This window comes from Hymenobacter sp. YC55 (genome assembly GCF_029433095.1).
GTDB lineage: Bacteria > Bacteroidota > Bacteroidia > Cytophagales > Hymenobacteraceae > Hymenobacter.
The window spans coordinates 596270-620589 of sequence record NZ_JARNTX010000001.1 but is presented as its reverse complement, the minus strand read 5'-3'; the positions used below and the strand labels follow the sequence as shown (position 1 = coordinate 620589).

The window sequence follows — 24320 nt, the reverse complement described above, 5'->3', positions numbered from 1 at the left end:
ACGTTGTGTTAAAGCTTGCTACGTTTTCAAACCCAACCGCAAATGATGCTTACTCCTTCACGAAGCGGCGAGAAATAGGCCCTTCTGGCGCTTGAAAACGAATGAAGTAGGTGCCGGGCTGTAAGTCAACGACGGGTATGGTTTGTCCTGGTGCCATCTGCCCGCTCGTTACCTGCTTTCCGTCTTGGCTTAGCAGTTCGTATGGCAACGTAACGCTAGAGCCCGCCACAGCTAGTTCTTCGTGCGCCGGGTTAGGATATATGTTCAGTGCCAATACGCCAGTTGGTTGCAGTACCAAGGTTGGGTTCCCGTCCAGGGTGTACACAGGCTGATTATGGGTAGCGGCGTTGTCGGCATATTCTACTACTCGAATGTGGTAGGAATGCCGCGCGTCCAGATTGCGGATAGTGAGGGAATCAGCAGCTTCATCGGCTACTACGTAGGTGCCATGGCCCAGCGGCTCGCCCTGGCCGAAAGGGGCGGCCGTGTACCGAACCCCGTCCGTAGGAAATACATCAACTGGTGCATCGGCGCGCATCAGCACCAAGCGGCGGGTACCCGTCCCCCGGGTCCAGCGCAGCAGCACGCTTGCCGTATCTTGGGTGGCAGTAAGGGCCGTAGCGTTTTGTAGCGGAGTAGAGAGGTTGTGAGACGGCCACCCGGCTGCAGCCGGAACGGCAATCCAGCCCAATTGGTCGAGTTCCTGCCAAAAGGCCGGTGTGCTCGGACAAGTGTTGAGCAGAATAGCCCACGTATAGCCCCCAGCAGTGCGCACCAAGTAAGTAGCGGTGCCATCTAACCGCCCCCCGTGCCAGCGGTTGCCGGTCCGGTTCACCTGCCACCCCTTCGCATACCCCGGCTCAGAAGTAGAAGGACGAACCAAAGTGGCTAGCGTGGCGGGCGTCAGCAACCCAGGGCGGTCGGGGCCGCCTTCCACAGCTTGTACTAGGCGCACCAAGTCGCGGGCCGAACACACCCAGCCGCCGTGGGCGCTCATAGCTTCGAGGTGGAAGCCTCCGTAGGCGGCGGGCACAGTTTGCCCCGAGCCATTGCAAGCCAGCGTTCGGTATTGGCTTTGATACTCCGCCTCCCGCTCCATCCGATTTGCGCGCAGGTCATAGCCTAAATGGGCTTCGAGTGCACCGGCAGGCGCAAGCAAGTTGTTTTGCACCCAGGTTTCGTAGCCCTGCCCCGTGACTGCCTCCACTATTTTGCCCAACACCAGGTAGCCTATATTGGAATACGCGTAGCGCGTGCCAGGCGCGAAGTTTAGCTTTTTGGACAGCAGGAAGCGCACCATCGTAGAGTCGCCAACGGGGCTAGGCACATTCTGCTTTTTAGCTACGTGCAGAGGAAAGTCTACCGGGTCGCAGCTGCCGAACCCGTCGCAGCCAACAAGCCGGTCCCAACCAGCGCTGTGCTCGAGCAGTTGCTGCACCGTGATGTCGTAGACCCGTTGGTCGGTGATGACGCTCGTGTAATACGGACTACGCAGATAGCCTTGCGGCCCAAATGCTTTGCCGGCCAGGTTGATACGGCCTTGCTCTACCAGCTTCAAAACGGCCATAGCAGTTACTGGCTTCGAGAGGCTAGCTACCCGTAGCAAGTGGTAAGGCTGCAAGGGCTCAGTACGGGCTAAATCGGCGTAGCCGAATGCCCGTGCGTAAACCAGCCGGTCTTCCGTACCGAAAGCAACCGAGGCACCTAAGATTTCCCAGCGCTGCATAAACTGCTGCAACGCCACTTCAAACTGTTTAAATTCTGGAACCGGAATCCCCGTTTGGGCTCCAACATTAAAGGATAGTAAGAAGAAGATAAGAGTGTAAAATTTCTTCAAATTAAATATAAATAAAAAGCCATAAAACCGTCATTCACAGCCTACTTTAGACTTCGAATGACATGGCAATTTTATTATATAATCTGAAGTTTAAAATACAATTATTGTGTATAATTTATAATTTTTACAATATAATAAGCTCAAATAACTATTATAAATCAACAAACAGACATTTGCATTTTACCGCTTCAAAGACAACATAATTTATAAAGCAAAATCACTGCTCATCCTTACGCCAAATACTGGAGCGCACTACTGATTTCTCGAATGCGCCTGTACAAGCATTTCTCGGATGAACTGTTGCATGTGCGTTGCTCGAAGTAACACGCACAACTAACATCACAAGGCTCAACTCTGCCATTTACTAGCAAGGCCCGTTCTCACGTCTCTACTCTTTCCGAAACAGGAACGAGGCAATTCGTGGCACACCAGTTGGATTCTCTTCATCAAACCATTCTTGCAAGGCTACGCAACTGAAGCCGTTTTTGCGGGCGCCTTCGGTGTAGTCTGAAATGTGGTGTACGTGGCACTCTAATTCGAATACGGCACCAGTGGCCGTGTCGAAGCGGGCTTTGCTACCTTGGTACTGCTTGAACGGATGCAACTCGCCAATGTAGAACAACCCACCAGGCTTGAGTGCTTGGTAAGCCTGCGCGAACACAAAGTTTAAGTCTTGGATATGCTCTAGAATAAGGCTGCACGTAAGTAGGTCGGCGGGCTTGTCGACGAAGTGCCACTCCTTGGTAATGTCGCCTTGCTGAAACGTTACGTTTGGCAGTTGCAGTTTCTCCTTGGCTTTGTCAAGCATCTGGGCCGAGAAATCAACAGCGGTGACGTAAGTAGCCTTGGTAGCTAGCCATTCCGTATTCTTGCCAGTGCCGCATCCTAGCTCTATTATTTCCGAGACACTTGCCGTTTCCAATACACTTCTGATGGCGTGAGCCTCCAAATCGCGCGTTTTGTTGAGAACCGTGTCGTAGGTGTCGGCCCATGTATTGTAGGCTTGCTGAATATTCATAATAAGTATACAGGAAGACGTTTAGGTTGAGGCAGAGCAATATAGGTGCTCCAACTAACAACAGAAAGCAACGGTCAACTCTACTAGTTGTTGGTTTTACTTCCTACTTGCTAAACGAGAAAGAGACGCGAAAATTCGCGTCTCTTTCTCGTTTAGGCTAACTCTAAAACATCTCTTTAGCTGACGGTAGCGGCATTGCGGCCGGAATCGGGAGTGCCACCGGTTAGTTGAGCAACCATGTCATCCAGGATGCCTTTGCTGTAGCCGATGCGGTTAGCGTATTCCATGCAGAGGCCATATTCGCGCGGGTCAATCTGGCCGTCCTGCAGCATCATTTGCACCAGGGTTTGCAATTCCAAGGTTTTCTGGAGTCCCTCAGAAGGTACGATAAAGCTCAGTACCCCGAGGTTGTCGACAATAGGCTGCACATCTTCATAGGTGAGCGACAACCGGTTGCCGATTTGCAACAAGAATTGGCCTTCTTCCTTGTCCAACTGCCCATCGGCAGCGGCTACCAGCACAAGATTTTGGAAGAAGGCGAGCTTCTTTTGCTGGGTATTTAAGAGTTCTTCGAGTGTTTTGGTATCCTGCATGGCGGTGGGTTTCTACGAGGCAGCTGAAAAGCGAGCCACTACGGTTGCCTTTATCGAACGCGGCGCATCCATGAAAGTTATAGCTCAGCTTGAGGCCCTTCCTTCCCACTACCCATGATGGAACGGGCACCCTCCGGTAGGAGCTGGAGCGGGACTAGCCACTGGCGTAACGATAGGAGCCGTTTTGCCAGTGACGCGCACATTACGCATCACAAAACCACTGGCTGGCAGCGTAGGCATACGGGTCAGGTCGTAGCGTAGGTCTTGAGGTGGCACATCGTAGGTGATGCCTTCGTTGAGAAAGTGCACGGCTTGTTTCATGGCTTCAATCGTGATCCACTCGCCGGCACAGCGGTGGCCAGTGAGGAAGTCGCCGCCGCCTTGCGGAATAAAGTTGAAGGCGTTGTCTTGCCAGTGGCGGAACCGATCGGGCCAGAACACTTCCGGGTCTTGCCACCACCGCGCGTCGCGGTTGGTGCCGTACACGTCGAGCAGTACCATGGTCCCTTTCGGAAACTTGAAGCCGTGCCAGGTGAAATTGTCGCGCACAATAGCTCCCACAAACGGCGTAAACGGGAAGTAGCGCCGCACTTCCTGCACAAACAACTCGGCATAGTCTTCCGACGGATTGCGCAGTTGCTGCCGGTACGGCGGATACTCGTGCAGGGCCACGGCCGCGAAGGCGATGTACGTGGCAATAGCCACGATGGGACGCACCGCATTTATGAGTTCGATAGCGGCCATTTGCACGTCGAACAACTCACCATCAGGCTCCCGATGCCACGCCACCGCATGGGCGGCGGTGCCTGGCTGAGGCTGCAATTTGCCGGAGCGGATGTCTCGGATGATTCCGCGCATCCATTTTTCGCCGCGTATCCGGGCCTGCTTGCCACGCCAATGCCGCGGGCCAACGCCGCCAAAACCGTCAATCATTGCGCCGAAGTCACGGGCTCGGAGTTCCACCTCGTCTTCTTGTAGCGGCACTCCCGCCCAAGTACAAGCAGCCCGGCACAGAATCTCCTGCGACTCCCGGAACAAAACCACTTCCTCTGTTTGCTCCCACCGTTGCGCATACTGTTGCCACTGCTCGGCCAACAAACTCATCAACCGCTGCCGACTCTCCGGCACCATCAGCGACATAAACATCTCCTTGCGGCAGCGGTGCTCCCCGTTGTCGCGCGTCTGAATAGCGTGCAATCCCATCAACGTGGTTTGTACTCGCCGCGGAATAGCTCCGGTGCGGATAAAATACTCCGGGTCATAGAACAGCTGAGCAGCCTCGGGGCCATGCAGGCATATAGCCTGCATTCCCATCAAACGAATCTGAAATATATCGGAGTCATACTCGCGGCTGCGGTCATACAGGAAGGTATAGCCTTGGCGCAGCACGTCTAAGGTGCTGTCGAGCTTTGGGTCGCGGACGATTTCGGGCATAAGGAAATAAGGCCGGAGGTGAGTGTATGACCGGCTCCATTCCTACGCACCAGCCCCTAGCAAGATGCAGCCGAGCTTCTCGTTTTTAGGCCGTCGCACCTACAAAACCTACTGCTATTGTCTTAATCTGTCTCAGCTCAGCGACTAGTACGATGACCATATGCTGTTAGCGGGAGCCTCGCACTTGGTACAATCATCAATTGGTATAGTCCTACTACAATGAACTGCAAAACTATTTACAAGGCTATTAACATAAAATAATTATATAATATACTTACTTTTGCGGCTGTATTATAGCCCTTCATTAGCTAACAACTTTCTGCTTTAGCCTCTATGTTCAAACGTTTATTTACCGGAGTAGCTCTTCTTACTTTGCTCACTAGTTGCGAGAAAGACCCCGACCCCATTATCCAATTAGAAGGCACTTATGAAACCAGCAACACTATAGTACCCGGCCCTATTCAACTCTACACAATGGGCGGCCGGCGGATAACCGATCAGCAAGTCATCAAATCTTTTATCAAACGGAGGCGCGCAGAAGAGTATTTCCTGTTTGGAAATCAAACTATACCCGACAGCAGCTCTATTGAAGTACAGTTTCAACCTGCCGGCAAAGTTATCCTGTCGTTCAAACAGCCCAATCAGAACGCTAAGGTTGTCGAAACTGAAATAACGGCTAGAACCCAGGAACAACTGACGCTAACCACTCTGGCCGAATCGAGGTTTTTTAAAACCACCGACGGACCAAGCAACCACTGCACTGAGTTAGGCGATAAAATCAAGACCGTCTATCCGGAGCTCAACTGGCAAGCAGTGTCATCGGCTAGTGGCTACTCGGGTTCCTATTGCACCGGGCGGGAGACACGGGTGCTAACCCTCAAAAACGGTAAGCCTGTCCTAACACTTCTGAGTTGGGCGGTTCTTGCTTATGGAAATTTTGGTGGCTGCTCTTCCGCTTACAATAATGAATGGAACACGTTTAACACTGCTCTGCCTGCGCAGCTTGGCAGCAAAGACACCGTTATGGTGCAAACCAAGGAAATAGCACTACTCAAAAAATAGAACCACTTCTCCGTCTACAGTAAAGCAAAGAGCCCGAGCATCTGGCTTGTTGTTACCCAATATTTAGAAGCCCTCCTAACCATGTTGGCTAGGAGGGCTTTTTTGATCCTGCGCGGACTGTTTAGGAGGCAACAAGAATAATCAGCTTACGAGTAGAAAGGCGTCTTGACTTCTGAAGCCAGACTCAGTGAACCAGTTGGGTAAGGACAAGCTCTTGTATGGGCGCAGCTAGGGCAACTACCGGGACCTGCGACAAATGCTATGTGTGGTCGTCCTTAAAATAAGGCATCAAAAAAGCGCTACCCTAACGGCCAGCGCTTTCTTGATAAGAGTTGGGTCAGAACAAGCCACTTGGTCGGGCTTTTTGCGTTCCTGTAAGCGGAAAGCTTACGAGTTAGCTTTCGTAATCAATTCCACAATTTCCTCGGAAATACCGGTGGTGCTGAAGCCGCCGTCGTGCATGAGATTTTGCATGGTTACGTAGCGGGTCAGGTCCGAAAACAGGCTCACGACATAATCAGCACAGGCTTCGGCCGGAGCATTACCGAGCGGCGACAGCCGGTTGGCGTACTCGAAGAAAGCATCGAAACCGCTGATGCCGGTACCAGCTGTGGTTTTGGTAGGCGACTGCGAGATGGTGTTAACGCGCACTTTCTTGAGCTTACCTAAGCGCTGCCCGTAGCTGCGGGCAATGCTTTCGAGCACGGCTTTGGCCTGCGACATATCGGTGTAGTCGAGGAAGGCACGCTGAGCGGCTATGTAACTTAGCGCTACCACCGAACCCCATTCGTTGAAGGCGTCCTGCTTCTCGGCTACGGCCAGCATCTTATGGAACGACAGAGCCGATACGTCCAGCGTCTTTTGGTACCACTCGTAATTCAACTCGCCATAGTGCTTGCCTTTGCGGATGTTGGCGCTCATGCCTATGCTGTGCAGCACAAAGTCGAGCTTGCCGCCGAGGTGTTCTTGCGCGCCGCTGAAAAGCTTTTCCAAATCCTCCATCGAAGTGGCATCGGCCGGGATGATGGGGGCGTTGCACTGCTCGGAAAGGCGGTTGATTTCGCCCATGCGCATGGCTAGTGGCGCGTTCGTGAGCACAAACCGAGCTCCTTCGGCATGCGCTTTCAGTGCCACTTTCCAGGCAATAGATTCTTCATTGAGCGCACCAGAAATGATGCCGACCTTGCCAGCAAGTAGGTTGTTGGACATATGGGGAAAAAGTAGTTGAGCAGATGAGAGTAGTTGGAGTTACAAAAGAGGCAAAAAAATGTCATTCCGACCGGCAGCAGGAATCTAAGTACGCTTCAAGAGCGGCTACCTAATTCCCCCTGCCGGTCGGAATGACATTTTTCAATCTCGCCTTATCCTACTAATTCCTCGCCGCGCATAGCTAGTAGTTCGCGGGCACTCTGGAAGGCATGCTGACTCGGATTGGCTCCAGCAATCATGTGCGCAATTTCGCTGATGCGCTCGTCGAGGTTCAGCATCTTGATGCAACTCACCGTGCGGTCGGCGCGGTCTTGCTTGTACACGAAATAGTGCGTATCGCCGGCGGCGGCCATTTGCGGCAAGTGCGAAATGGCAATCAGCTGGTGCTTCTGCGCCATTTGCTGCATCATACGGCCAACTTTCACCGCAATTTCGCCGGAAATACCGGTATCAATTTCGTCGAATACGATGGTTGGCAAGGCAGTCTTATCGGCTAGCATGTACTTGATGCATAGCATAAGGCGCGAGAATTCACCACCCGAAGCGGCCTTGCTGAGCGTTTGAGGCTGCGCCCCTTTGTTGGCCGTGAACAGGATGCTGATAACATCCATGCCGCTAGCCGTCAATGGTCCGGCCTGATGCTGTACTACTATGCGCGAGTTAGGCATTCCTAAATCGGCCAGTAGAGCTACCAATTCCTTTTCGAATTTCGGGAAACTCTTGCGGCGCGACTCAGAAAGACGAGTAGCTAGTTTGGTAGCGGTGGCTAATGCCCCTTCAGCATCTCGCCGCAAGCGAGAAATTTGCTTGTCTAGGTTCAGTACCGAGCCGACTTTGTCGCGCAGTTCGTCGCGCACGGTCAGCAGCGCTACTATGTCGCGCACTTGGTGCTTGCGCTGCAAGTTGTAGATGACGTTGAGACGGCTTTGCAGCTCATCAATGCGAGCCGGGTCGCCCTCGGTGCGGCGCTCGGCGGCTTCGGCCTCGGCAGCAATGTCGTTGATTTCAATCAGGCAGCTATCGAGGCGCTCCTTCAGGTCGCGGAAGGTGTCGGCGTAGGGAGCAATCTGGCCGAGCAGAATGGCGGCGTCTTTTAGGCTGCTGCTGGCGCAGTACTCGCCTTCGCTCAGGCTTTGTAGGGCGTTGGTGAGCTTGAACTTGATTTCTTCGGCGTGTTCAAGCTGCTTCACTTCCTGCTCTAGCTCGTCCTGCTGTTCGTTGTCGAGGCGGGCTTCTTCCAGCTCATTCAGCAGGAAGCTATGGTAATCAAGCTCTTTGTTGGCCTTGGCTACCTGGTCTTCCAACGATTTCAGGTCGGCTTCCAGCTTGCGGTACTGGCGGTAGGCGCTGCTGTACTGGCCCCGCGCGGGTATCAAGCCGGCATACAAGTCCAGCAGGTTAAGCTGAAACACGGCATCCCCGAGCAGCAGCGTATCGTGCTGCGAGTGAATATCCATCAGGTTGGCCCCGATGTGCCGCAGTGTTTCCAGCGTCACGGGCGTATCGTTCACGAAGGCCCGCGACTTACCCGCCGGACTAATTTCGCGGCGCAGGATGCACTGCGTATCGTAGTCGAGGTCCTCGGATTCGAATATATCCTGGAGCTGGTAGCTGGAAATATCGAACTGCCCCTCGATTACGCATTTCTTCTCGGTGTCGAAAAGCATGCGCGAGTCGGCGCGGTTGCCGAGCAGCAACCCAATCGCGCCAAGCATGATGGATTTACCGGCGCCGGTTTCGCCGGTGATAATATTGAGGAGCGCTGAAGGCCGCAGCTCCAGCTGCTCGATCAGAGCGTAATTGCGGATGCGAAGATCAACCAGCATAATATCAAGTGAAGGCCGGCACCGGCCGTAGCTAACAAACAAGAAACCCGCCGCGCTGACAATGTCAGACAAGACGGGTTTTACAAACCTACTAATTACTTTAGGTTATTGCCAACTATATTCGCATCAAGTTTTTATGAATTTCTTGACTGTCCTTACGCAACAGGGAAAATACAGCCAAACCCAATAAACAAGCAGTTCAGCTTGCCCTTACCTTGGGAATGATAGCGGGGTTAAAGGGCCATCAGGGCTGCTTGAGCATGGCCTGATACTTAGCAGAATTGGTAGGATCTACCTCGGAAAGCAGATTTGCCAGGTTTTGCTTTTGCTGTACATCCGTGCCGCTACGGAAAATATTAGCTATTTCGTCGGCCTTGGTATCGAAGAAAGCGCGGGCTAGTAAGGTACCAGGGCGGCGCGTTGCGGCTTGTTGTACTCCCTGTAAAGCAGTGAAAATACTCGTGCGAGCGTCGTCGGGCTTCTCGATGAAAACGTCGAGACCTTGGCGGTAGTAGGCATAGCTGCCCGTGCGAATAGCTACCAGCTGAGGGTCCTGCAGGTTGTTGAGCAACCAGTAGCGGTTGCGCGTCTGGCCGTCTTTCCACGCCTCATCTACCTCATTGGTTGTGGTTTGGGAGGCAGCATTTTGCAGCACGTTGCGGGCTCGGTCGTAGTAGGGCGAACCACCAAGCCGGGAGAAGCTGTCTTGGTCGAGCCCGATGGCGATGTAAGCGTAAAAAGATAATAACGAGGATAGATTGCCGACAAACGTGTTTTCCGAGTAGTCTATCGGGTTTTGCGGCGAGTAGTTGAACTTGAAGTTGCGGTCAGTGAAGCTCAGCAGGTTGGTTTCGTAGCCGGTGCCATACACAGGCCGCGTCGTGACGATGCGGGTAGTGGCTACGTATTGTCCGTTCTGAGGAATAGCCGTGATACCAACGAACATCCGCATCCGGATTCGCTCTTCCGGACGGTAGGTCTGGCTGGTGAAGGACCTGGTATTTATGAAGCCTTGAATGTCCTTCTGCAGTTGCTGCACCAATTGCTGGTCGGCAATGGTTACGTTTTCGGTAGTAACGCGCACTTCCGCCAGTATCTCTTGGGCGTGACTAGCACGCGTTGAGAGCAAGCAAACCAGAACAATTATAACAGACGACAGTAGAGAATTACGCTTCACGGGGCAGGCGGGCAAGAACAGCTTGAACAATATCGTGAGCCACGGCGGCTTTCAGCTTTACTTCAAAGATAAGCATTTCGCCCTGGGCATCCAGCAAGGTTACTTTGTTGGTATCAACGCGAAAACCCGCGCCGGCATCACGCAAAGAATTAAGCACTACCAGGTTGAAGTTTTTGCGGTGCAGCTTCTCACGGGCGTTGGCTTCCTCGTTATTGGTTTCCAACGCAAAACCCACCGAAAATTGTTCGGGCCGCTTGGTTTTCCCTAGCGTGGCGGCAATATCCACGTTCTTGACCAGTTCCAGCGTGAGCGTATCGCCTTCCTTCTTGATCTTGTTTTCGGCTATGTGCGCGGGCTTGTAGTCAGCTACTGCCGCCGCAAACACCCACACGTCTGCAGTCGGAGCCACTGCCGCCGCTGCCGCATACATCTGGTCGGCAGTTTCTACCCGTTGGGTTTGAATACGCGGATTCAGTGGATCGGGCAGGTTGGTAGGTCCGCTAACCAGTGTTATCTCGGCCCCTGCGTCAGCAAATGCTTCGGCCAAGGCGTACCCCATTTTGCCAGTACTATGGTTGCCGATGAAGCGCACCGGGTCGAGAGGTTCGTAGGTGGGGCCAGCCGTGACGAGGACGCGCATATTTTAAAAAGAATCGATAGTAGTGTCAGTGAAGAAGTAGCGCGTGGTGCGGCCTACAAACCTAGCGCCGCTACGCGCATTTGCCGAATCAGGCCGCAAATTCCTTAGGCTCTATCCTTCATTCTTATCTCACTTAGTGCTGCTACAATATCCTCGGGCTCTAACATGCGGCCCGGACCGGATAGGCCACTAGCTAGTTCACCAGTAGGCGAATCGAGGATGGTATTGCCGTAGGAACGTAGCCGCGCCAGGTTAGCCGTGGTGGCGGGATGGGCATACATATCGAGGTCCATGGCGGGAGCCAGCACCACGGGGCAGCGGGCCGAGAGGTACACGGCATCCAGAAGCGAATCGCAGAGGCCATGCGCAAAATGCGCCACGGTATTGGCCGAGGCGGGCGCCACCAGTAGCACATCGGCCCACAATCCTAAGTGCACATGGTTGTGCCACTCACCGGCTTGTTCGTCTTTCAGAAAACTTTGGAGCACAGGCCGTTTTGAGAGCGTACCTAAGGTGAGCGGCGTCACGAAAGCCGCTGCCGAAGCAGTTAAAATAACTTGTACCTCGGCACCGGCTTTGGTGAGCAGACGCACCAAAGGAGCGGCTTTGTAAGCTGCAATGCTGCCGCAAACTCCAAGCAAAATCTTGCGCCCTTCCAACGATGAAGACATGATGGCACTAAATGAAGTGGTACAAAAGGAAAGAACGCCCTGCCAGCCTCTTGAAACACTTCGCGTGCTGACACGGGATTTTATCCCAACATCAGCACGCGAGATGCTTCGACAAGCTCAGCAAGACGTTCTTTTTTGATTAGTCTAAGACCGATTACTCGGCTTTGGCAACACCAGTATTTTCTTCTTCCGAAGGAGTGCGGTAGTATACTTTGCCTTCCAGGAATTCCTCGATGGCGAGGTTGGTAGGCTTGGGCAGACGCTCGTAGTGCTTGGAAATTTCAATCTGCTCCCGGTTCTCGAACACCTCTTCCAAGTTGTCGACAGTGGTAGCAAACTCGGCCAATTTGCCGTTTAGTTCTTCTTTCAGCTTAACAGCCAATTGGTTGGCACGCTTCGAAATAACTGCAATTGACTCGTATACGTTGCCCGTTTCGGCAGCGAATTCCGACATGTTGCGCGTTACAATAGAGGCAGAAACGTTGCTAGGGGTCTTCATGAGTTGATGGTTTTAATTGTTAAATCGTTAAACCGTGGATTGCTGGTTATTGCTTGTTCTGCTAAGCCATTAGGCATCACTTGTCAATCAATAATCAGCAACCAACAATTTCAAATTAGTTAGCTGCGGCAGCGTCTTTGGGCTTGAGCTTGGCAGCTTGTGCGGTTGCATCCGTGTACATCCGCTCGGCTGCCTTTATGTTGCGGCTCTGCGGATACGTGTCTACGAAGTGCTGGTAGAAAGCTATTACTTCGAGGTACCGTTCGCGCTGCTTTTCCGTTACGCTTTCCCGGGCCAAATCGTACTGCGCACTAATCTTCAAGTACTCGGCTTCTTCGTTGAAGGCCGAAGCCGGAAACTGCTGCTGAAAATTGGTTAGCGCCACTACTGCTGACTGGTAGTAACGCAGGTCGTAGTAGAGCTTGGCACCTTGGTAGGCTTTGTTTTCAAGCTTCTTCTGTAGCTCCTGCGACATATTCTCGGCCTCGGGACGGAACGTGCTGCTTGGGTAGCGGTTCAGAAACTCCTGTATCGTTTCCAGCGCCGAGTACGTGTTAGTTTGGTCTAGTTCGTACTCAGGCGAGTCGCGGAACAGAGACTTGGCTTGCAGAAACGAGGCTTCTTCGGCGTAAGTCGAGTTCGGGTAGGTGTCCGCAAACGTCTTGAAGTAGTAGGCGCTGAGCGTGTAGTTGCGCTGGCGAAAGTTGGTATTGGCAAAGTAGAACTGCGCCTTTTCCGCTTCCGGACGGCCTTTCAAGAGCGGCACCAAATCTTCGAGCAGTGTACCAGCTTTGAAAAAGTCGCCTTTGTCGTAGTACTTGATGGCAGCTTCGTACTTCTTGTTCACGTCGCCGCTCTTGAGCAGCTTTTGGTAGCCAGTACAGGAGCCTAATAGCAACGTACTCAACAAGAGAACAAAAAGAGTTGGGCGGAATGAATGCATAAGGGGCACAAAGGTAACGGATTCTGCCTGAATCACTGAACTGGTAAATCGTTGATTGTTGGCGGCTTGGTTGCCGCTGGTTGCCACAACCGACGCAGAGGCCCTGCTATTTCTTAACGGGCAGCGCTGGCGTGGCACCGGGTGGGGCGGTAACGCGAGCCGCCGCTGGCTTGGAAACGGGCTTAGCTACGGGTTTGGGGCTGGTTTTCGGTGCTGACTTCGTTTTCAACTTACCCTTTGGTTTGGCCTTAGGCTTGGCTTTCACGGGCAAGGCAAAGTGCTTGCCTAACACCGCGCGGCGCGTGGGTCGTTCCGTGGGGCGCCAACTGAAATCTTTGAGTTTCTCGTCTTCGGGCTTCAACTCATGGGGCGGAATAAAGCTGGCATCGGGATTGGTCAGAAAGCTGATGGTCTGCAGCTTGCTTTCAGCAAAGCGCAGCACCATCGTGGCCGACAAGGCTTTGTTCATGCCGCTCACGGCCGTGTCACCCTCAAGAGCATAGTAGATGCTCTCCGCGTTGCCAAGCACGTCGACTTTTTTTATGGAGTTGCCTTGAAAGTAGGCTATCATCCGGCGTCCCTTCACTTGATTAAAGTTCAACAGGGTATCCTGCCCGATAATAAAGGCCCGGGCATAGAGCCGCATCTGGTCAACTTTGCCTTTCCGCTGCCGAATTTCCATGCTGTCGGAGGTAAGCTGGTTTTTGTTGTTCCAGAGGATGGGGTTTTTGTTGAGGTAGATGATGGAATCGAGCCGGTTATAAGTCAGCGAGTCACAGCGGCCTTGTAAGTCGGTGCGGAAGATTTTAGTTTTCGGAAAGGCGTATATCACCCCGGCATTGTTGAGGGGCGCCTTGCCTTCCTGGCTAATCAAGGTATCGGCCGCCAAGTACAGGGTGTCTTTGCCCGATATGTTGCGCATCACCGGCGAGCCGTACACTTTCACTCGGCCTTGCAGTCGCCAATACCGCCCCACGTCGCCGCGTATCACCACGTTGTCCTTCTTCGAGGTCATCGAGACGTGGCCGGTTGCTACCCCGTACTTTTGCGCTTGGTCGTAGACGAGCTTGTCGCCGGTGAGCAGGTAATTAGGCGTTTCAACTTTAGCGTTTCGCTGAAACGTGGATACACCGGTAATGGTGTTGTGCACTCCGTTTTCCGCATACAAGGTCTGATTTTGCTTATCAGTCAGCCGCGTGGGGCCGAAGAAGTACGCCACTTTCGTTACGGTATTGTACTGCAGCGTATCGGTGTCGATGGTGTTGTCTTTGGTGAGCACCTTCACGTCGCGCTTAAAGCTGAAGATCTTGCTGGTGGTGTTGTAGTAGCCGTATTGGCTGTCGAGCGTGTTTTCGGGGTCGACGATGTGGCCGCCGGTGCTGTAGTACGCTAAGTTGGTAGTGAGGTCGTAGTCGAGCAAACTGGTGGTGAGGGTCATGCGGGGGTCGCGCATGGTCACGTTACCAATCATGCGGGCTTTGCGGGTATCCCCATCGTAAGTAGCCCGGTCGCCAGTGATGGTAATGGTGTCGTTCTGGATGATGCGCACGTTGCTGAACGCTTCCAGCGCGTTTTTATCGGTGTATTGATAAGCCGAGTCGCAGTAAAGCAGCGTGGTACCCTGCCGGAAGCTCACGTTGCCAATGAGTTTGCGGATTTCAATACCGTTGAACTTACCACCTACCAACTGCTGGGTGCCGGGTAGCAACTCAATACGTTGGCCTCTAGCGGGTGTAGATTGGGCGGCTGGCTTGCGCTGCGCCGTAGCCAGCAACGGAAGCCAAACCAATAAAAACAAAGAAAGAAATCTAGATAAGGGCATTATAAAGCAAAGGTATGAAATCTACCTCCTTGCGGCAGGGCGCGCTTGGTTAGATACTATGGTAGGAGCGGCGCATCGCCAGTTGTTCAAGCAGGCCGCGAAGCCAGCGCTTGGCACCATGGCAGAACAACAAGCTGCAAGCCAAGATTAAGGTTGTTTGCGACCTAGCAGTCGTAGCATAGTTGGCACGTTATCGACTTCAATGGCATCGGGTTGGCAATCGATGAGGCGTTGCACAGTGCCTTCAGCACGACCTCCGAACGTAACAACTTGCAGGCCCGCTGCGTGCGCCTGCGCAGTATTTTCTGGTGTGATAATATCCTTCTTCACTACAATAGCCTGCACCTTTTCTGCTTTCGCTACTTGCAACTGCCCCTCGAAATCCTCGGTTATTTCCAACCCGAGCGGTGTAGTGGGCAGCGCTTGTCGCAATGCCGCCAACGACGATTGGTTGATGGTAAGCACCAACAGCCGATCTGGCGGCCAGGAATAACGCTTTAGCAACTTTGCTAGTGCCCGCGCCAAAGCCGGTGCGCGAGCCAAGGGCTGGTCGGGGTTGCAGACGTTGGTTTCGTGCAAGTCGAAGTGCAGGTAGGGCAAGGTGGGGCGCTTGCTGAGCTTGTCGAGCAGCTGTTCCAGCGTGATGGGGTGCTCGTCTTGCCATAGGTCGTAGAACCAACCGGCTTTGTACGCTAATTTCTGCACAGCCGCGGCGGGCTGCTCGTAGATGCAGCCTGTGCCGTTGGTCATCGACTCCAGCTTTTGGTCGTGATACAGCATCAATACGCTGTCTTGGCTGAGCTGCACGTCAATTTCTACGCCATCGGCGCCACGGGCTAGGGCTTGCTCTATGCCGCCTAGGCTGCTCGGGGGCAACGGGTTGAACGGATTGAATGGCGTGAGAAAACCTGACCCAGCGTGCCCAATTACAAGTGGCTGTTGGCCAGCGGGCAGTGGTTTAGCGCCCGAGCCGCAGGACGCCAACACCAGCGCCCAACTCACAATTAATAACGTGTGTAGTAAGTGACGGAAGGAAAAGGGCCTTAAGCTCCCTCCAAACTCTTTGTTTCTACGATTCATCCGTATCAGATTTCCCATGCGTAACGCCCGATGAGGCGGCGTCCGTATTTTTGTGTTTCGCTTTACTTCTTTATTTAAATGCTCGACCAAGTTCGCCAGTACATCGAAGAACACCACCTCTTCTCGCTCACCAATGATCCGCTGCTAGTAGCCGTAAGCGGCGGCCAAGATTCGGTGGTGCTTGCTGATGTGCTGCACCGGCTAGGCGTGCAGTTTGCCATTGCCCACTGCCATTTTGGGCTGCGGGGCGAAGAAGCGGATGCCGACGAGCAGTTTGTGCGCAAGCTGGCTAAGAAATACGAGGTTCCCTACTTCGCCGAGTTCTTCCAGACCAAAGCCTATGCCGAGCAGGAAGGCATTTCCACGCAAATGGCAGCCCGCGCTCTGCGCTACGAGTGGTTTGAGCGGCTGCGCCAAACCCAAGGCCTAGCCTACATTGCCACCGCCCACCACCAGCGCGACGCCGCGGAAACCATGCTGCTCAACCTCACGCATGGCACTGGCTTAGCAGGTTTGCACGGCATTCCGCCCAAGAATGGCTTCCTCGTGCGCCCCCTACTCGGCATTGGCAAACCCGAGCTGTTCGAGTATCTGGTGGAAAATCACCTGATCTGGCGCGAAGATGCTTCCAACGACAGTCCCGTGTACCAGCGCAACCGCCTGCGCCAGGAGGTGCTGCCCGTGCTGCGCGAAATCAACCCCAACCTCGACCAAACGCTGCAATTCACGGCCGAACGGGTAGGCGGGGCCGAGGAAATTGTGCGCCGCTACGTGCAGGACACGGCCGCGCAGGCGCAGCGCACCGAAGAGGAAGTAACGTACCTCAACATAGGTATGCTCCAGCGCACGGCCGCTACCACGCTGGTTCTGCACGAGCTGCTGCGGCCATTTGGGTTCAGCTTTCCGGTAGTGAAAGACATTGTGGCCTCTTTCCCTTCCGAGCCCGGCCGCCGCTTCGAGTCGCCGACGCACCGGCTGGTGAAGGACCGGGAACAACTGGTTATCACCCGTAAAACGCTTACCAAGTTTGGCACGCATCAGATTCAGGCCGGCCAGGAAGCCCTGAAAATCGACGGTTTGCACCTACGCCTAGAGCTGAACGAAGCGGCTGGCCTCGACATTCCGCGCGGTAAAGCCATAGCCGCCCTCGACGCTGATTTGCTGAAGTTTCCGCTTATTGTGCGGCCCTGGCAGGAAGGCGACTGGTTTATGCCCATCGGAATGAAAGGCAAAAAGAAGTTGTCGGACTTCCTAATTGACCAGAAAGTGCCGCTCAACCTGAAAGACAACGTATTTGTGCTGGCTTCGGGCGACGGCAAAATTGCCTGGGTGGTCGGCTTCCGTCCCGACGAACGGTTCAAGGTAACCGAGAAAACCGAGCGGGTTTTGGTGGTGAAGCGGATGTAAACTACTTAGGTAAAGTATTGATTTGATACTGGTTGTCTACCCCGATGATTCATTACTCAGCTAACCGGTTAACATTTCAACATTTTACCCATCCAACCCTTAGCTTTACGCCCGAACCCAAACCGTACACCCAATCCATCACTCGATGAAAGTTACCGTAGTTGGGGCTGGCAACGTAGGCGCTACTTGCGCCGACGTATTAGCCACCCGCGAAATCGCCAACGAAATTGTTCTGGTTGACATCAAAGAGGGCTTCGCTGAAGGCAAAGCACTGGATATCTGGCAGAAATCTCCCATCATTGGCTACGACTCCCGCACCGTAGGCGTCACCGGCGACTACAGCCGCACTGCTGATTCCGACGTGGTAGTTATTACGTCGGGTTTGCCCCGCAAGCCCGGCATGAGCCGCGACGACCTGATTTCGACCAACGCCGGTATCGTGAAAACGGTGACGGAGCAAGTGGTAAAATATTCGCCAAACGCCATCATCATCGTAGTAAGCAACCCGCTCGACGTGATGACCTACCAGGCGCACCTCACCTCGGGTCTGCCCCGCGAGAAGGTGTTTGGCATGGCCGGCATTCTGGACACTGCCCGCTACCGCGCTTTCCTGGCCGAAGCCCTGAACGTAAGCCCCAAGGACATCCAAGCCGTATTGATGGGCGGCCACGGCGACACAATGGTGCCCCTCCCCCGCTACACCACCGTTGGCGGTATCCCCGTAACCGAGCTGATCGGCAAGGCGGAGCTGGACGCCATTGTGCAGCGCACGGCCGTGGGTGGCGGTGAGCTAGTGAAGCTGATGGGCACTTCCGCTTGGTACGCTCCTGGCGCAGCAGCTGCGCAGATGGTAGAAGCCATTGTGCGCGACCAGCGCCGCGTGTTCCCCGTGTGCATCGAACTGCAGGGCGAGTATGGCATCAATGGTGTGTACTTGGGCGCCCCGGTTATCCTCGGCAAAAATGGCATCGAGAGAGTAATCGAGTTGCAACTCAACGACGAGGAAAAGGCAGCCCTGGAAACTTCGCGCGGCCACGTAAAAGAAGTAATGGACGCGCTGGACAACATGAGCAAGGCTTCGGCTTAGTTCCGTTTTTCGCTCTAACTGAAACCGGCCGTTCCGCACTAGCGGAGCGGCCGGTTTTCGTTTAGCAAGCATAGTGAAAGGCAGGTATTCACTACCTTGCTAGCCTAACATCCTTACATGCACTTTCACCTTATTGATGTCAACCAAGAAATTACGGATGCCTGGCAGCGAGTATTTGCCGACATCGACCAAGTAACAGTCCGGCACGGCTCCATCTTCGACTTCCCGTGCGACGCCATTGTCAGTCCGGCCAACAGCTTCGGCTTCATGAACGGCGGTATCGACTTTGCGATATCCAAACACTTAGGCTGGCACCTCGAGAAAGAGTTGCAGCGCATTATCCGCGAGAAGTTCTACGGAGAACTATTGGTTGGGCAGGCCACCATTCTGCCCACGGGTAGCGGCCTATTTCCCTACCTGATTTCGGCGCCTACCATGCGCACGCCCATGACCATTACGCGTGGGCCCAACGTGTATCATTGCATGAAGGCGCTACTGCTTTTGCTCGAGCACGGCGTGCTGCCTACTGGCGAGTTAGTGAAATCAAAAATCAAGAGTGTGGCCATTCCGGGTCTTGGCACCGGAGTGGGGCAAGTACGGCCGCTGGTGTGTGCCCGCCAAATGCGCATTGCCTGGGAAGATGTAATGCACCAGAAGTACGCCACCAAAGCCGGTTGGGAGGAGTTGCGCTCCAACTACGCCTACTTCTACACGCACAACGAGTCAGATATAAAGTACAACATCAAGTAACTTCCGGCTTGCTGTTGGGCACCTATATTTCGCTCCCAATGACCGCCGCCAACCTCGAAGCTGCCCTTCACGCCCTGGCTGATCCAGCCCGTGCCGTTCTGCTTGCTCGTTTCTTTAAAACCAAGCCCGGTGAATATGGCGAGGGTGACCAGTTTTTAGGTCTCGATTTGCCGCAGCAGCGCCAGTTGGCCCGGCAGTTTCGGGCGCTGCCGCTTGCTGAGGTAGAAAAGCTATTGGCAAGCCCGTGGCACGAGTGCCGGCAGACGGCACTTATTGTCTGGACGCTGCAGTTTCCAAAGGCTGGCCCCGCGGGCCAGCGCGTTATTCACGAGCGGTATCTGGCCAACCGGCGCTTCGTCAACAACTGGAATCTGGTGGATATCACCTGCCCGATGCTGGTGGGCACCTACCTGCTCGACAAAGACCGGGAGCCGCTGTATGAGTTGGCGGCCGAGCCGCAGCTTTGGAGCCAACGCATGGCGTTGGTTTCCACGTTGGCCTTCATTCGCAAAAACCAGTTTGCCGATACCTTCCACCTGTCCGCCCAACTTCTCTCCCACCCTCACGACCTAATTCATAAAGCCATGGGATGGATGCTGCGCGAAGTGGGCAAACGGAATGAGGATGCCCTAGAAGAATTCTTGGCCGACTACCGGGGCCAACTACCTCGCACAGCCCTGCGCTATGCCATCGAGCGTCTCCCACCCGACCGGCGTCAATTTCACATGCAGAAGTGAAGCGCTTTGCTGCACTGCGTATATGTCAAAGAGGTAGCACTGCTGAGAAGCTAGCGTGTAAGCGTTCATCTAGCAGCTAGCAGCTTGTTTCTCAACCAGCGTCTGACCGGTTCATCGTACAGCCTTAGGCAGGCGTAAGCAAGCAAAACAATAGCCGCAAACGTAAACAGAGCCACGGGCAAGGCCTGTTGCAGAGAGGGTTTATGGGTGCTTACCCAGCCGGTATAGGTATAGATGAGCGGGTAGTGCGTGATGTACACGGGGTAGGAAATATCACCGAGAAACTTACATAGCCGAGTAGCACTTGTCCCGCCAGCTAGTTGCCCGCTAGCCCCTAGCCACACAATCAAGGGGAACACAAACACAATATTGAGCGAGTCATACAAGCCGTTTAACCACAAGTGTTCGGCACTACCTACTCGGGGGAAGGCAAGAACCAGGGCCAGCAACAAGCTGCACCACAAGAAAGCGTGTTTTACTGCGGCAAGAGTGGCGACGCGGCAAAGCAACAACCCAGCAAAAAAAGGATACATCATCCGCGTAAACCCGATGCGCAATTGGGTGGGCTCCAACGACCACCCCCCAATTACGTCCCCGGTAGTATTAGTGACGGCGAAGTGAATTAGGGCCGCCCCGGCCAGTACCACCAGCACCGACAGCGCCGTCTTGGAAAATTTCCGTACGCCAAGCGCGTACAGCAAATTGGCGATGTACTCGAAGAACAAGGACCAGCCAGGCCCATCGAGCGGGTGCATTTCCTGCCAGCCCCGGATGTCCATCGAAATTGGCACCGGCAATAAGGTAAACCCGATGACCATCACCAGCAGCATTTTCCAGACCGGCACCTCACTAATAGTAGGCCACAGGGTGGAATCCTGGAAATAGAAAAACAAGGCCCCGATAATCATGCCCAGCACCACCAGCGGTTGCAGTCGGATAAGCCGGACCTTGAAGAAGTCCTTTAGCGTCATCTGGCCCCATCGGTCATCGTAGGCGTAGCCAATAACAAAGCCAGAGAGCAGAAAGAAAAAGTCGACGGCCAGATAGCCATGGTTGATGATCTGGTCGAGGTGGCTGGTGGCATGCGCCTCAAACAAATGAAAGGCTACTACCAGTAATGCGGCCACCCCTCGCAGCCCGTCCAGAATAGCGTAGTGAGGCTTAGTACTTAACACCGCTGCTTTCGGCTCTGATAGTAGTTGTGCTTTCATGCGCTGCGTCAACCTGTATGTTGCTTAACTACAAGCAACGGGAGTGGCTTCCCCTTTTAAACATACCATTCCTTTCTGGTTGCACACTCAATTACTTCCTGAACTCACTTTACTTTCAGAATCTTCCACCATGCGCTTGTCATTCCGACGCAGGAGGAATCTGGATAAGCTCATCTAACGGTGATACTCAGATTTCTCCCGCGTCGCGGAACGACAACCAGCAAGGGCTTTGATTCTGCTCGCTATTCCAGTCCGTGAACGGCTGACTCAGCTTTAACTTGCAAAGCCTTACGGGCTTGGCTATAGCAACTGATAGTTTCGATACTCGCCAATGCGGTAGCCGGTTAGGCGAAACACCACTTGCTTGAACTTATCTTTCAGGCGGTAGCGGTTGCGGCTCATGTCGTGGTCGTAGCGCCAGTTTTGCTGGCGTACCCGCTCCTGCATCACCGCCGGATGAGTGCCCCGAAAGTGTTGCAACGAGTCGATTTCGCTGTAATCGAATTCTTCGGCGGGTACTACGTGCTGGGCCATCCACTCATCGGAATGCCAGAGTTTGCCGAAGGTTTCCTGCTTGCGCTGCATGGCGGCGGGCGTTTTCACGTAGCCGTAGTGATGCACAGTGGCGTCGATCAGCTTCACGCGCAGCTTTAGGTTACCAGTTTTGCGGAAGCCCTGTGCGTCGCGGTAGGAATAGATGCCGGCACCGGGTCGCACCACCCGGATTTCGCGGCGGTACCACCGGGGGGAGTCGCCAATGTAGTCGTAGCTGGCGTAGAAATGCCGGTAGTTCAGCAGCAAGCCATCTACTTGCTTGTCCGCCCGCCAGCGCTCCATTCCGACCCGGATAGCAGGGTAATCGGCCTCGTGTAGTACCTCATCAGCTTGCAGGTAGATGGCCCAATCGGCATCGGCGGGCACGGCAGCCAGCGCTTTATCGGTTTCTACGGCCAGTACTTTGCCGCCCTCGCGCAGGGTGTCGTCCCACACAGTTTCCAGGATGCGGATTTTAGGCGAGTTGAGGCTCTTTATTAGGCCGAGCGTATCGTCGCTGGAATTGCCCACGGCCACCACCACTTCATCGCAGAGCGGAAGCAGGGACTTCAAGCTCTCGAGCACCGGGTAATCATAGGTGACGGCATTGCGCACAAAGGTGAAACCGACAACTTTCATAAGACACGTAAAAATGAGCGAACCTGAGGCGTAACCTACCAAGGATTTACGACTTAGTAGCCGCTCATAGGAAGCCGCTAACGCTAGGCCGCTGCTGCCAACCCACAAAAAAGGCCAAGCATTGTGCTTGGCCGATTGAGAAACAATTACTTCTGACTAGCTCGAAATAGCTTTTGCTTTTCGTCTTTGGAAAGGCTTTCATAGCCGGAGCGCGAAATCTTATCCAAGATGGTGTCGATGTCGTTTTGCTCGGGCTTAGGCATGGGGCCTTTTTTAGAAGCTGCTGTTGTGCTACCACCGCGGTGCGTAACCCGTAGGCGCGGCCGCCCCGAAAGCAAGGCGCCCACCCAATCGCCGACGGCTTGCACGGGCGTACCTAGGTCGCGTCCTCGTTGCAGCTGTTTGATGTAAAGAAAGCCTAATAAAGCACCACCTAAGTGCGCAATTTCGCCGCCCGCGTTGCCTTTGTCGAGGCTGGCCAACGACACCAGTACCACCACGGCCGCAATGTATTTGATCTTGACCGGGCCAATGAGGATGACGCTAAAAGTGTAATCGGGTAGCAGCGTAGCAGCCCCTACAATGATGGCCACAACGCTGGCCGAAGCTCCGTACAGAATAGAGGGCCGCCCCTGGAAAACAGGCAGCAAGTTGAAAGCCAGCAGATACAGCACCACACCCGCAAGCGCGCCTAGCACATAGAGACTTACCAGTTTACGGTCGCCGAGGTACTCGCGTACTAGGGAGCCAAACCAGTACAGGTTTAGCAAGTTGAATAGAATGTGAAAGAACCCGATGTGGGTGAAGCTGTATGTAAGCAGCGTCCAGGGGCGGGTCAGCAGCAGCATGGGCTCCGAGGGCACGGCAATCCACTCCAGCACCAAGCCCTGTTGGCTCGAGCCAGTGGTCACGAACATAACAGCACCGAACAGTATCAACACGACGAACACTATCGCATTAATCAACAGCAGCTGATTAAGCGCGTTGTCGCGCCGGCTGAAGGCAGTACGGATATCGTTGATAAAACTCATGGGAAGAGAAGCTTAAAACAAAGAACGCAGATTCCGAAAAGTGTGCTGACGCAAATGCTGCCTACACCCAACCTCGGGAAGTTGTCCACCACGCAGCGACACTTCACTTAACCATAATGGGTGCCGTTCCGTTGCCAGATTTTCAACACGATAAAGCCAATCAACATTCCGCCCAAATGTGCGAAGTGCGCCACATTGTCGCCAGGCGTTTGGTGTAACCCGGCATATAGCTCGTAGGCCGTATAGAGGAAAACAAACAGCCAGGCTTTGATAGGAAACGGGATGGGAAAGATGAAAAGTGTCTGCTGCGGAAACAAGTAGCCGAAAGCAAACAACACCGCAAACAAGGCCCCGGATGCACCCAACATACCCGCCACTGGGCTATTCAACGACTGGTCGTAAATAGTATCTACGGCCTCTGTGGCCATTGATACCAACTTCTGGTCGTTGGGTGTGCGTTGCAGCTGCGCAGCAACCTGCTGGTAAGATTCACCGGCGTTCGGAAGATGATCGCGGAAGAAGTCGGCGAAAGCAATACCTGAGGGCTCCTGATGAAATGCCGCACGGTCTACGTTCATCTGGTACAACTCATAATTACGCACGCCTTCGTAAAGCACGCCCGCTCCTATTCCACAAATCAGCCAATACGTCAGGAACCGTTTAGGCCCCCACACGTCTTCCAGCGAAGCCCCGATGAACACCAAGCCAAGCATGTTGGACAACAAGTGCCCAATGCCGCTGTGCATGAACATGTACGTCACGAACTGCCAAGGCTTGAAATACACGGAACCAATTGGGTACAAGGCGCCAATTACGGTAAGTTGAGCGCCAAGCTGGCTTTGCAGGAAGAACACCAGCACGTTGATGATGAGCAGGGTGCGAACAGTAGGGGTAAGTCGGAACATGAAGGGCTTAGTTGAGTCGCGGGGTGTGCTGGTTTATTGTGAGTTCACTGCTTCTAACGCATTGACTGGTTCTTACGCTGATTGAGGCGATTTGGCCGGACTACCCGAACAGTATACCAAACCGCCAGCTCACAGATCATTCGCTCCGTCTGCTGAATGGTTGTTTACTTGACTTAGCGAGTTCCGCTCGGTGAAATCAGCATTAGCC

General features: G+C 53.9%; 21 protein-coding genes and 1 pseudogene. 5 read left to right on the top strand and 17 right to left on the bottom strand.

Translation table 11 applies throughout. The features are described from left to right. Positions 1-49 precede the first annotated feature (49 nt). The 4 genes from P1X16_RS02660 to P1X16_RS02645 all read right to left on the bottom strand — a co-directional run bounded on the left by P1X16_RS02660 (position 50) and on the right by P1X16_RS02645 (position 4882). Positions 50-1837 (bottom strand): serine hydrolase, encoded by a 1788-nt coding sequence (locus tag P1X16_RS02660; RefSeq protein ID WP_277226120.1) that lies wholly within the window; start codon positions 1835-1837, stop codon positions 50-52. Between the two features lie 388 nt (positions 1838-2225). Beyond that, the gene (locus P1X16_RS02655; protein WP_277226118.1) at positions 2226-2855 is read right to left on the bottom strand and encodes a class I SAM-dependent methyltransferase; all 630 of its coding nucleotides are present in this window, start codon (positions 2853-2855) and stop codon (positions 2226-2228) included. Positions 2856-3031: 176 nt separating this feature from the next. Further along, on the bottom strand, positions 3032-3448 hold the full coding sequence (locus P1X16_RS02650) for a hypothetical protein (RefSeq protein WP_277226117.1): 417 nt from the start codon (positions 3446-3448) through the stop codon (positions 3032-3034). Positions 3449-3556: 108 nt separating this feature from the next. Beyond that, complete coding sequence (locus tag P1X16_RS02645) at positions 3557-4882, bottom strand: cytochrome P450 (RefSeq protein ID WP_277226115.1); 1326 nt, start codon at positions 4880-4882, stop codon at positions 3557-3559. A gap of 333 nt (positions 4883-5215) precedes the next feature. On the opposite strand from P1X16_RS02645, the gene P1X16_RS02640 reads away from it, so the two are divergent. After that, positions 5216-5944 (top strand): hypothetical protein, encoded by a 729-nt coding sequence (locus P1X16_RS02640; RefSeq protein ID WP_277226113.1) that lies wholly within the window; start codon positions 5216-5218, stop codon positions 5942-5944. 387 nt (positions 5945-6331) lie between these two features. Here the strand turns inward: P1X16_RS02640 and P1X16_RS02635 are convergent, their stop codons facing one another. The 9 genes and pseudogenes from P1X16_RS02635 to P1X16_RS02595 all read right to left on the bottom strand — a co-directional run bounded on the left by P1X16_RS02635 (position 6332) and on the right by P1X16_RS02595 (position 15733). Then, positions 6332-7153, bottom strand: coding sequence for an SDR family oxidoreductase (locus P1X16_RS02635; protein WP_277226112.1), 822 nt, complete (start codon positions 7151-7153; stop codon positions 6332-6334). 152 nt (positions 7154-7305) lie between these two features. Continuing rightward, positions 7306-8979 carry a DNA repair protein RecN gene (gene recN, locus P1X16_RS02630; protein WP_277226110.1) on the bottom strand — a complete coding sequence of 558 codons (1674 nt, stop codon included), beginning with the start codon at positions 8977-8979 and terminating at the stop codon, positions 7306-7308. A gap of 244 nt (positions 8980-9223) precedes the next feature. Next, positions 9224-10108, bottom strand: coding sequence for a DUF4835 family protein (locus P1X16_RS02625; protein ID WP_277226108.1), 885 nt, complete (start codon positions 10106-10108; stop codon positions 9224-9226). 37 nt (positions 10109-10145) lie between these two features. Further along, entirely contained in the window at positions 10146-10796 is a 651-nt protein-coding gene (locus P1X16_RS02620; RefSeq protein WP_277226106.1) for a phosphopantothenoylcysteine decarboxylase, read from the bottom strand. A 143-nt stretch (positions 10797-10939) separates the two neighbouring features. After that, positions 10940-11467: pseudogene (locus tag P1X16_RS02615) on the bottom strand (flavoprotein); the annotation flags it as partial. A 154-nt stretch (positions 11468-11621) separates the two neighbouring features. Beyond that, positions 11622-11966, bottom strand: a complete 345-nt coding sequence (locus tag P1X16_RS02610; RefSeq protein WP_277226104.1) for a DNA-directed RNA polymerase subunit omega — start codon at positions 11964-11966, stop codon at positions 11622-11624. A gap of 115 nt (positions 11967-12081) precedes the next feature. Then, entirely contained in the window at positions 12082-12909 is an 828-nt protein-coding gene (gene bamD, locus P1X16_RS02605; protein WP_277226102.1) for an outer membrane protein assembly factor BamD, read from the bottom strand. Positions 12910-13015: 106 nt separating this feature from the next. Beyond that, the gene (locus P1X16_RS02600) at positions 13016-14731 is read right to left on the bottom strand and encodes an OstA-like protein (RefSeq protein ID WP_277226101.1); all 1716 of its coding nucleotides are present in this window, start codon (positions 14729-14731) and stop codon (positions 13016-13018) included. 147 nt (positions 14732-14878) lie between these two features. Continuing rightward, on the bottom strand, positions 14879-15733 hold the full coding sequence (locus P1X16_RS02595; RefSeq protein WP_277226099.1) for a glycerophosphodiester phosphodiesterase: 855 nt from the start codon (positions 15731-15733) through the stop codon (positions 14879-14881). Between the two features lie 156 nt (positions 15734-15889). Between P1X16_RS02595 and tilS the strand changes: the two genes are divergently transcribed. The 4 genes from tilS to P1X16_RS02575 all read left to right on the top strand — a co-directional run bounded on the left by tilS (position 15890) and on the right by P1X16_RS02575 (position 19792). Continuing rightward, positions 15890-17218 (top strand): tRNA lysidine(34) synthetase TilS, encoded by a 1329-nt coding sequence (gene tilS, locus P1X16_RS02590; protein ID WP_277226098.1) that lies wholly within the window; start codon positions 15890-15892, stop codon positions 17216-17218. Positions 17219-17363: 145 nt separating this feature from the next. Beyond that, positions 17364-18305 (top strand): malate dehydrogenase, encoded by a 942-nt coding sequence (mdh, locus tag P1X16_RS02585; RefSeq protein WP_277226097.1) that lies wholly within the window; start codon positions 17364-17366, stop codon positions 18303-18305. Positions 18306-18422: 117 nt separating this feature from the next. Continuing rightward, positions 18423-19055, top strand: coding sequence for a macro domain-containing protein (locus P1X16_RS02580; RefSeq protein ID WP_277226095.1), 633 nt, complete (start codon positions 18423-18425; stop codon positions 19053-19055). 38 nt (positions 19056-19093) lie between these two features. Next, on the top strand, positions 19094-19792 hold the full coding sequence (locus P1X16_RS02575) for a DNA alkylation repair protein (RefSeq protein ID WP_277226092.1): 699 nt from the start codon (positions 19094-19096) through the stop codon (positions 19790-19792). Positions 19793-19857: 65 nt separating this feature from the next. Here the strand turns inward: P1X16_RS02575 and P1X16_RS02570 are convergent, their stop codons facing one another. From P1X16_RS02570 to P1X16_RS02555, 4 genes are all read right to left on the bottom strand, one after another. Continuing rightward, on the bottom strand, positions 19858-21003 hold the full coding sequence (locus P1X16_RS02570; protein ID WP_277226090.1) for an acyltransferase: 1146 nt from the start codon (positions 21001-21003) through the stop codon (positions 19858-19860). 300 nt (positions 21004-21303) lie between these two features. After that, positions 21304-22176: a glycosyltransferase family 2 protein gene (locus tag P1X16_RS02565; protein WP_277226089.1), complete on the bottom strand. Its 873-nt coding sequence runs from the start codon at positions 22174-22176 to the stop codon at positions 21304-21306. Between the two features lie 146 nt (positions 22177-22322). Beyond that, positions 22323-23207, bottom strand: coding sequence for a rhomboid family intramembrane serine protease (locus P1X16_RS02560; RefSeq protein ID WP_277226087.1), 885 nt, complete (start codon positions 23205-23207; stop codon positions 22323-22325). Positions 23208-23314: 107 nt separating this feature from the next. Then, positions 23315-24112: a rhomboid family intramembrane serine protease gene (locus P1X16_RS02555; RefSeq protein WP_277226085.1), complete on the bottom strand. Its 798-nt coding sequence runs from the start codon at positions 24110-24112 to the stop codon at positions 23315-23317. Between the last annotated feature and the right edge of the window lie 208 nt (positions 24113-24320).

Bases quoted from the DNA above. Each gene is read 5' to 3' on its own strand.
- P1X16_RS02610 (WP_277226104.1), bottom strand. From the start codon at position 11,966: ATGAAGACCCCTAGCAACGTTTCTGCCTCTATTGTAACGCGCAACATG.
- tilS (WP_277226098.1), top strand. From the start codon at position 15,890: ATGCTCGACCAAGTTCGCCAGTACATCGAAGAACACCACCTCTTCTCG.
- P1X16_RS02645 (WP_277226115.1), bottom strand. From the start codon at position 4,882: ATGCCCGAAATCGTCCGCGACCCAAAGCTCGACAGCACCTTAGACGTG.
- P1X16_RS02655 (WP_277226118.1), bottom strand. From the start codon at position 2,855: ATGAATATTCAGCAAGCCTACAATACATGGGCCGACACCTACGACACG.
- P1X16_RS02570 (WP_277226090.1), bottom strand. From the start codon at position 21,003: ATGAAAGCACAACTACTATCAGAGCCGAAAGCAGCGGTGTTAAGTACT.
- bamD (WP_277226102.1), bottom strand. From the start codon at position 12,909: ATGCATTCATTCCGCCCAACTCTTTTTGTTCTCTTGTTGAGTACGTTG.
- P1X16_RS02650 (WP_277226117.1), bottom strand. From the start codon at position 3,448: ATGCAGGATACCAAAACACTCGAAGAACTCTTAAATACCCAGCAAAAG.
- mdh (WP_277226097.1), top strand. From the start codon at position 17,364: ATGAAAGTTACCGTAGTTGGGGCTGGCAACGTAGGCGCTACTTGCGCC.
- P1X16_RS02555 (WP_277226085.1), bottom strand. From the start codon at position 24,112: ATGTTCCGACTTACCCCTACTGTTCGCACCCTGCTCATCATCAACGTG.
- P1X16_RS02565 (WP_277226089.1), bottom strand. From the start codon at position 22,176: ATGAAAGTTGTCGGTTTCACCTTTGTGCGCAATGCCGTCACCTATGAT.
- P1X16_RS02620 (WP_277226106.1), bottom strand. From the start codon at position 10,796: ATGCGCGTCCTCGTCACGGCTGGCCCCACCTACGAACCTCTCGACCCG.
- P1X16_RS02580 (WP_277226095.1), top strand. From the start codon at position 18,423: ATGCACTTTCACCTTATTGATGTCAACCAAGAAATTACGGATGCCTGG.
- P1X16_RS02600 (WP_277226101.1), bottom strand. From the start codon at position 14,731: ATGCCCTTATCTAGATTTCTTTCTTTGTTTTTATTGGTTTGGCTTCCG.
- P1X16_RS02560 (WP_277226087.1), bottom strand. From the start codon at position 23,207: ATGAGTTTTATCAACGATATCCGTACTGCCTTCAGCCGGCGCGACAAC.
- P1X16_RS02575 (WP_277226092.1), top strand. From the start codon at position 19,094: ATGACCGCCGCCAACCTCGAAGCTGCCCTTCACGCCCTGGCTGATCCA.
- recN (WP_277226110.1), bottom strand. From the start codon at position 8,979: ATGCTGGTTGATCTTCGCATCCGCAATTACGCTCTGATCGAGCAGCTG.
- P1X16_RS02635 (WP_277226112.1), bottom strand. From the start codon at position 7,153: ATGTCCAACAACCTACTTGCTGGCAAGGTCGGCATCATTTCTGGTGCG.
- P1X16_RS02640 (WP_277226113.1), top strand. From the start codon at position 5,216: ATGTTCAAACGTTTATTTACCGGAGTAGCTCTTCTTACTTTGCTCACT.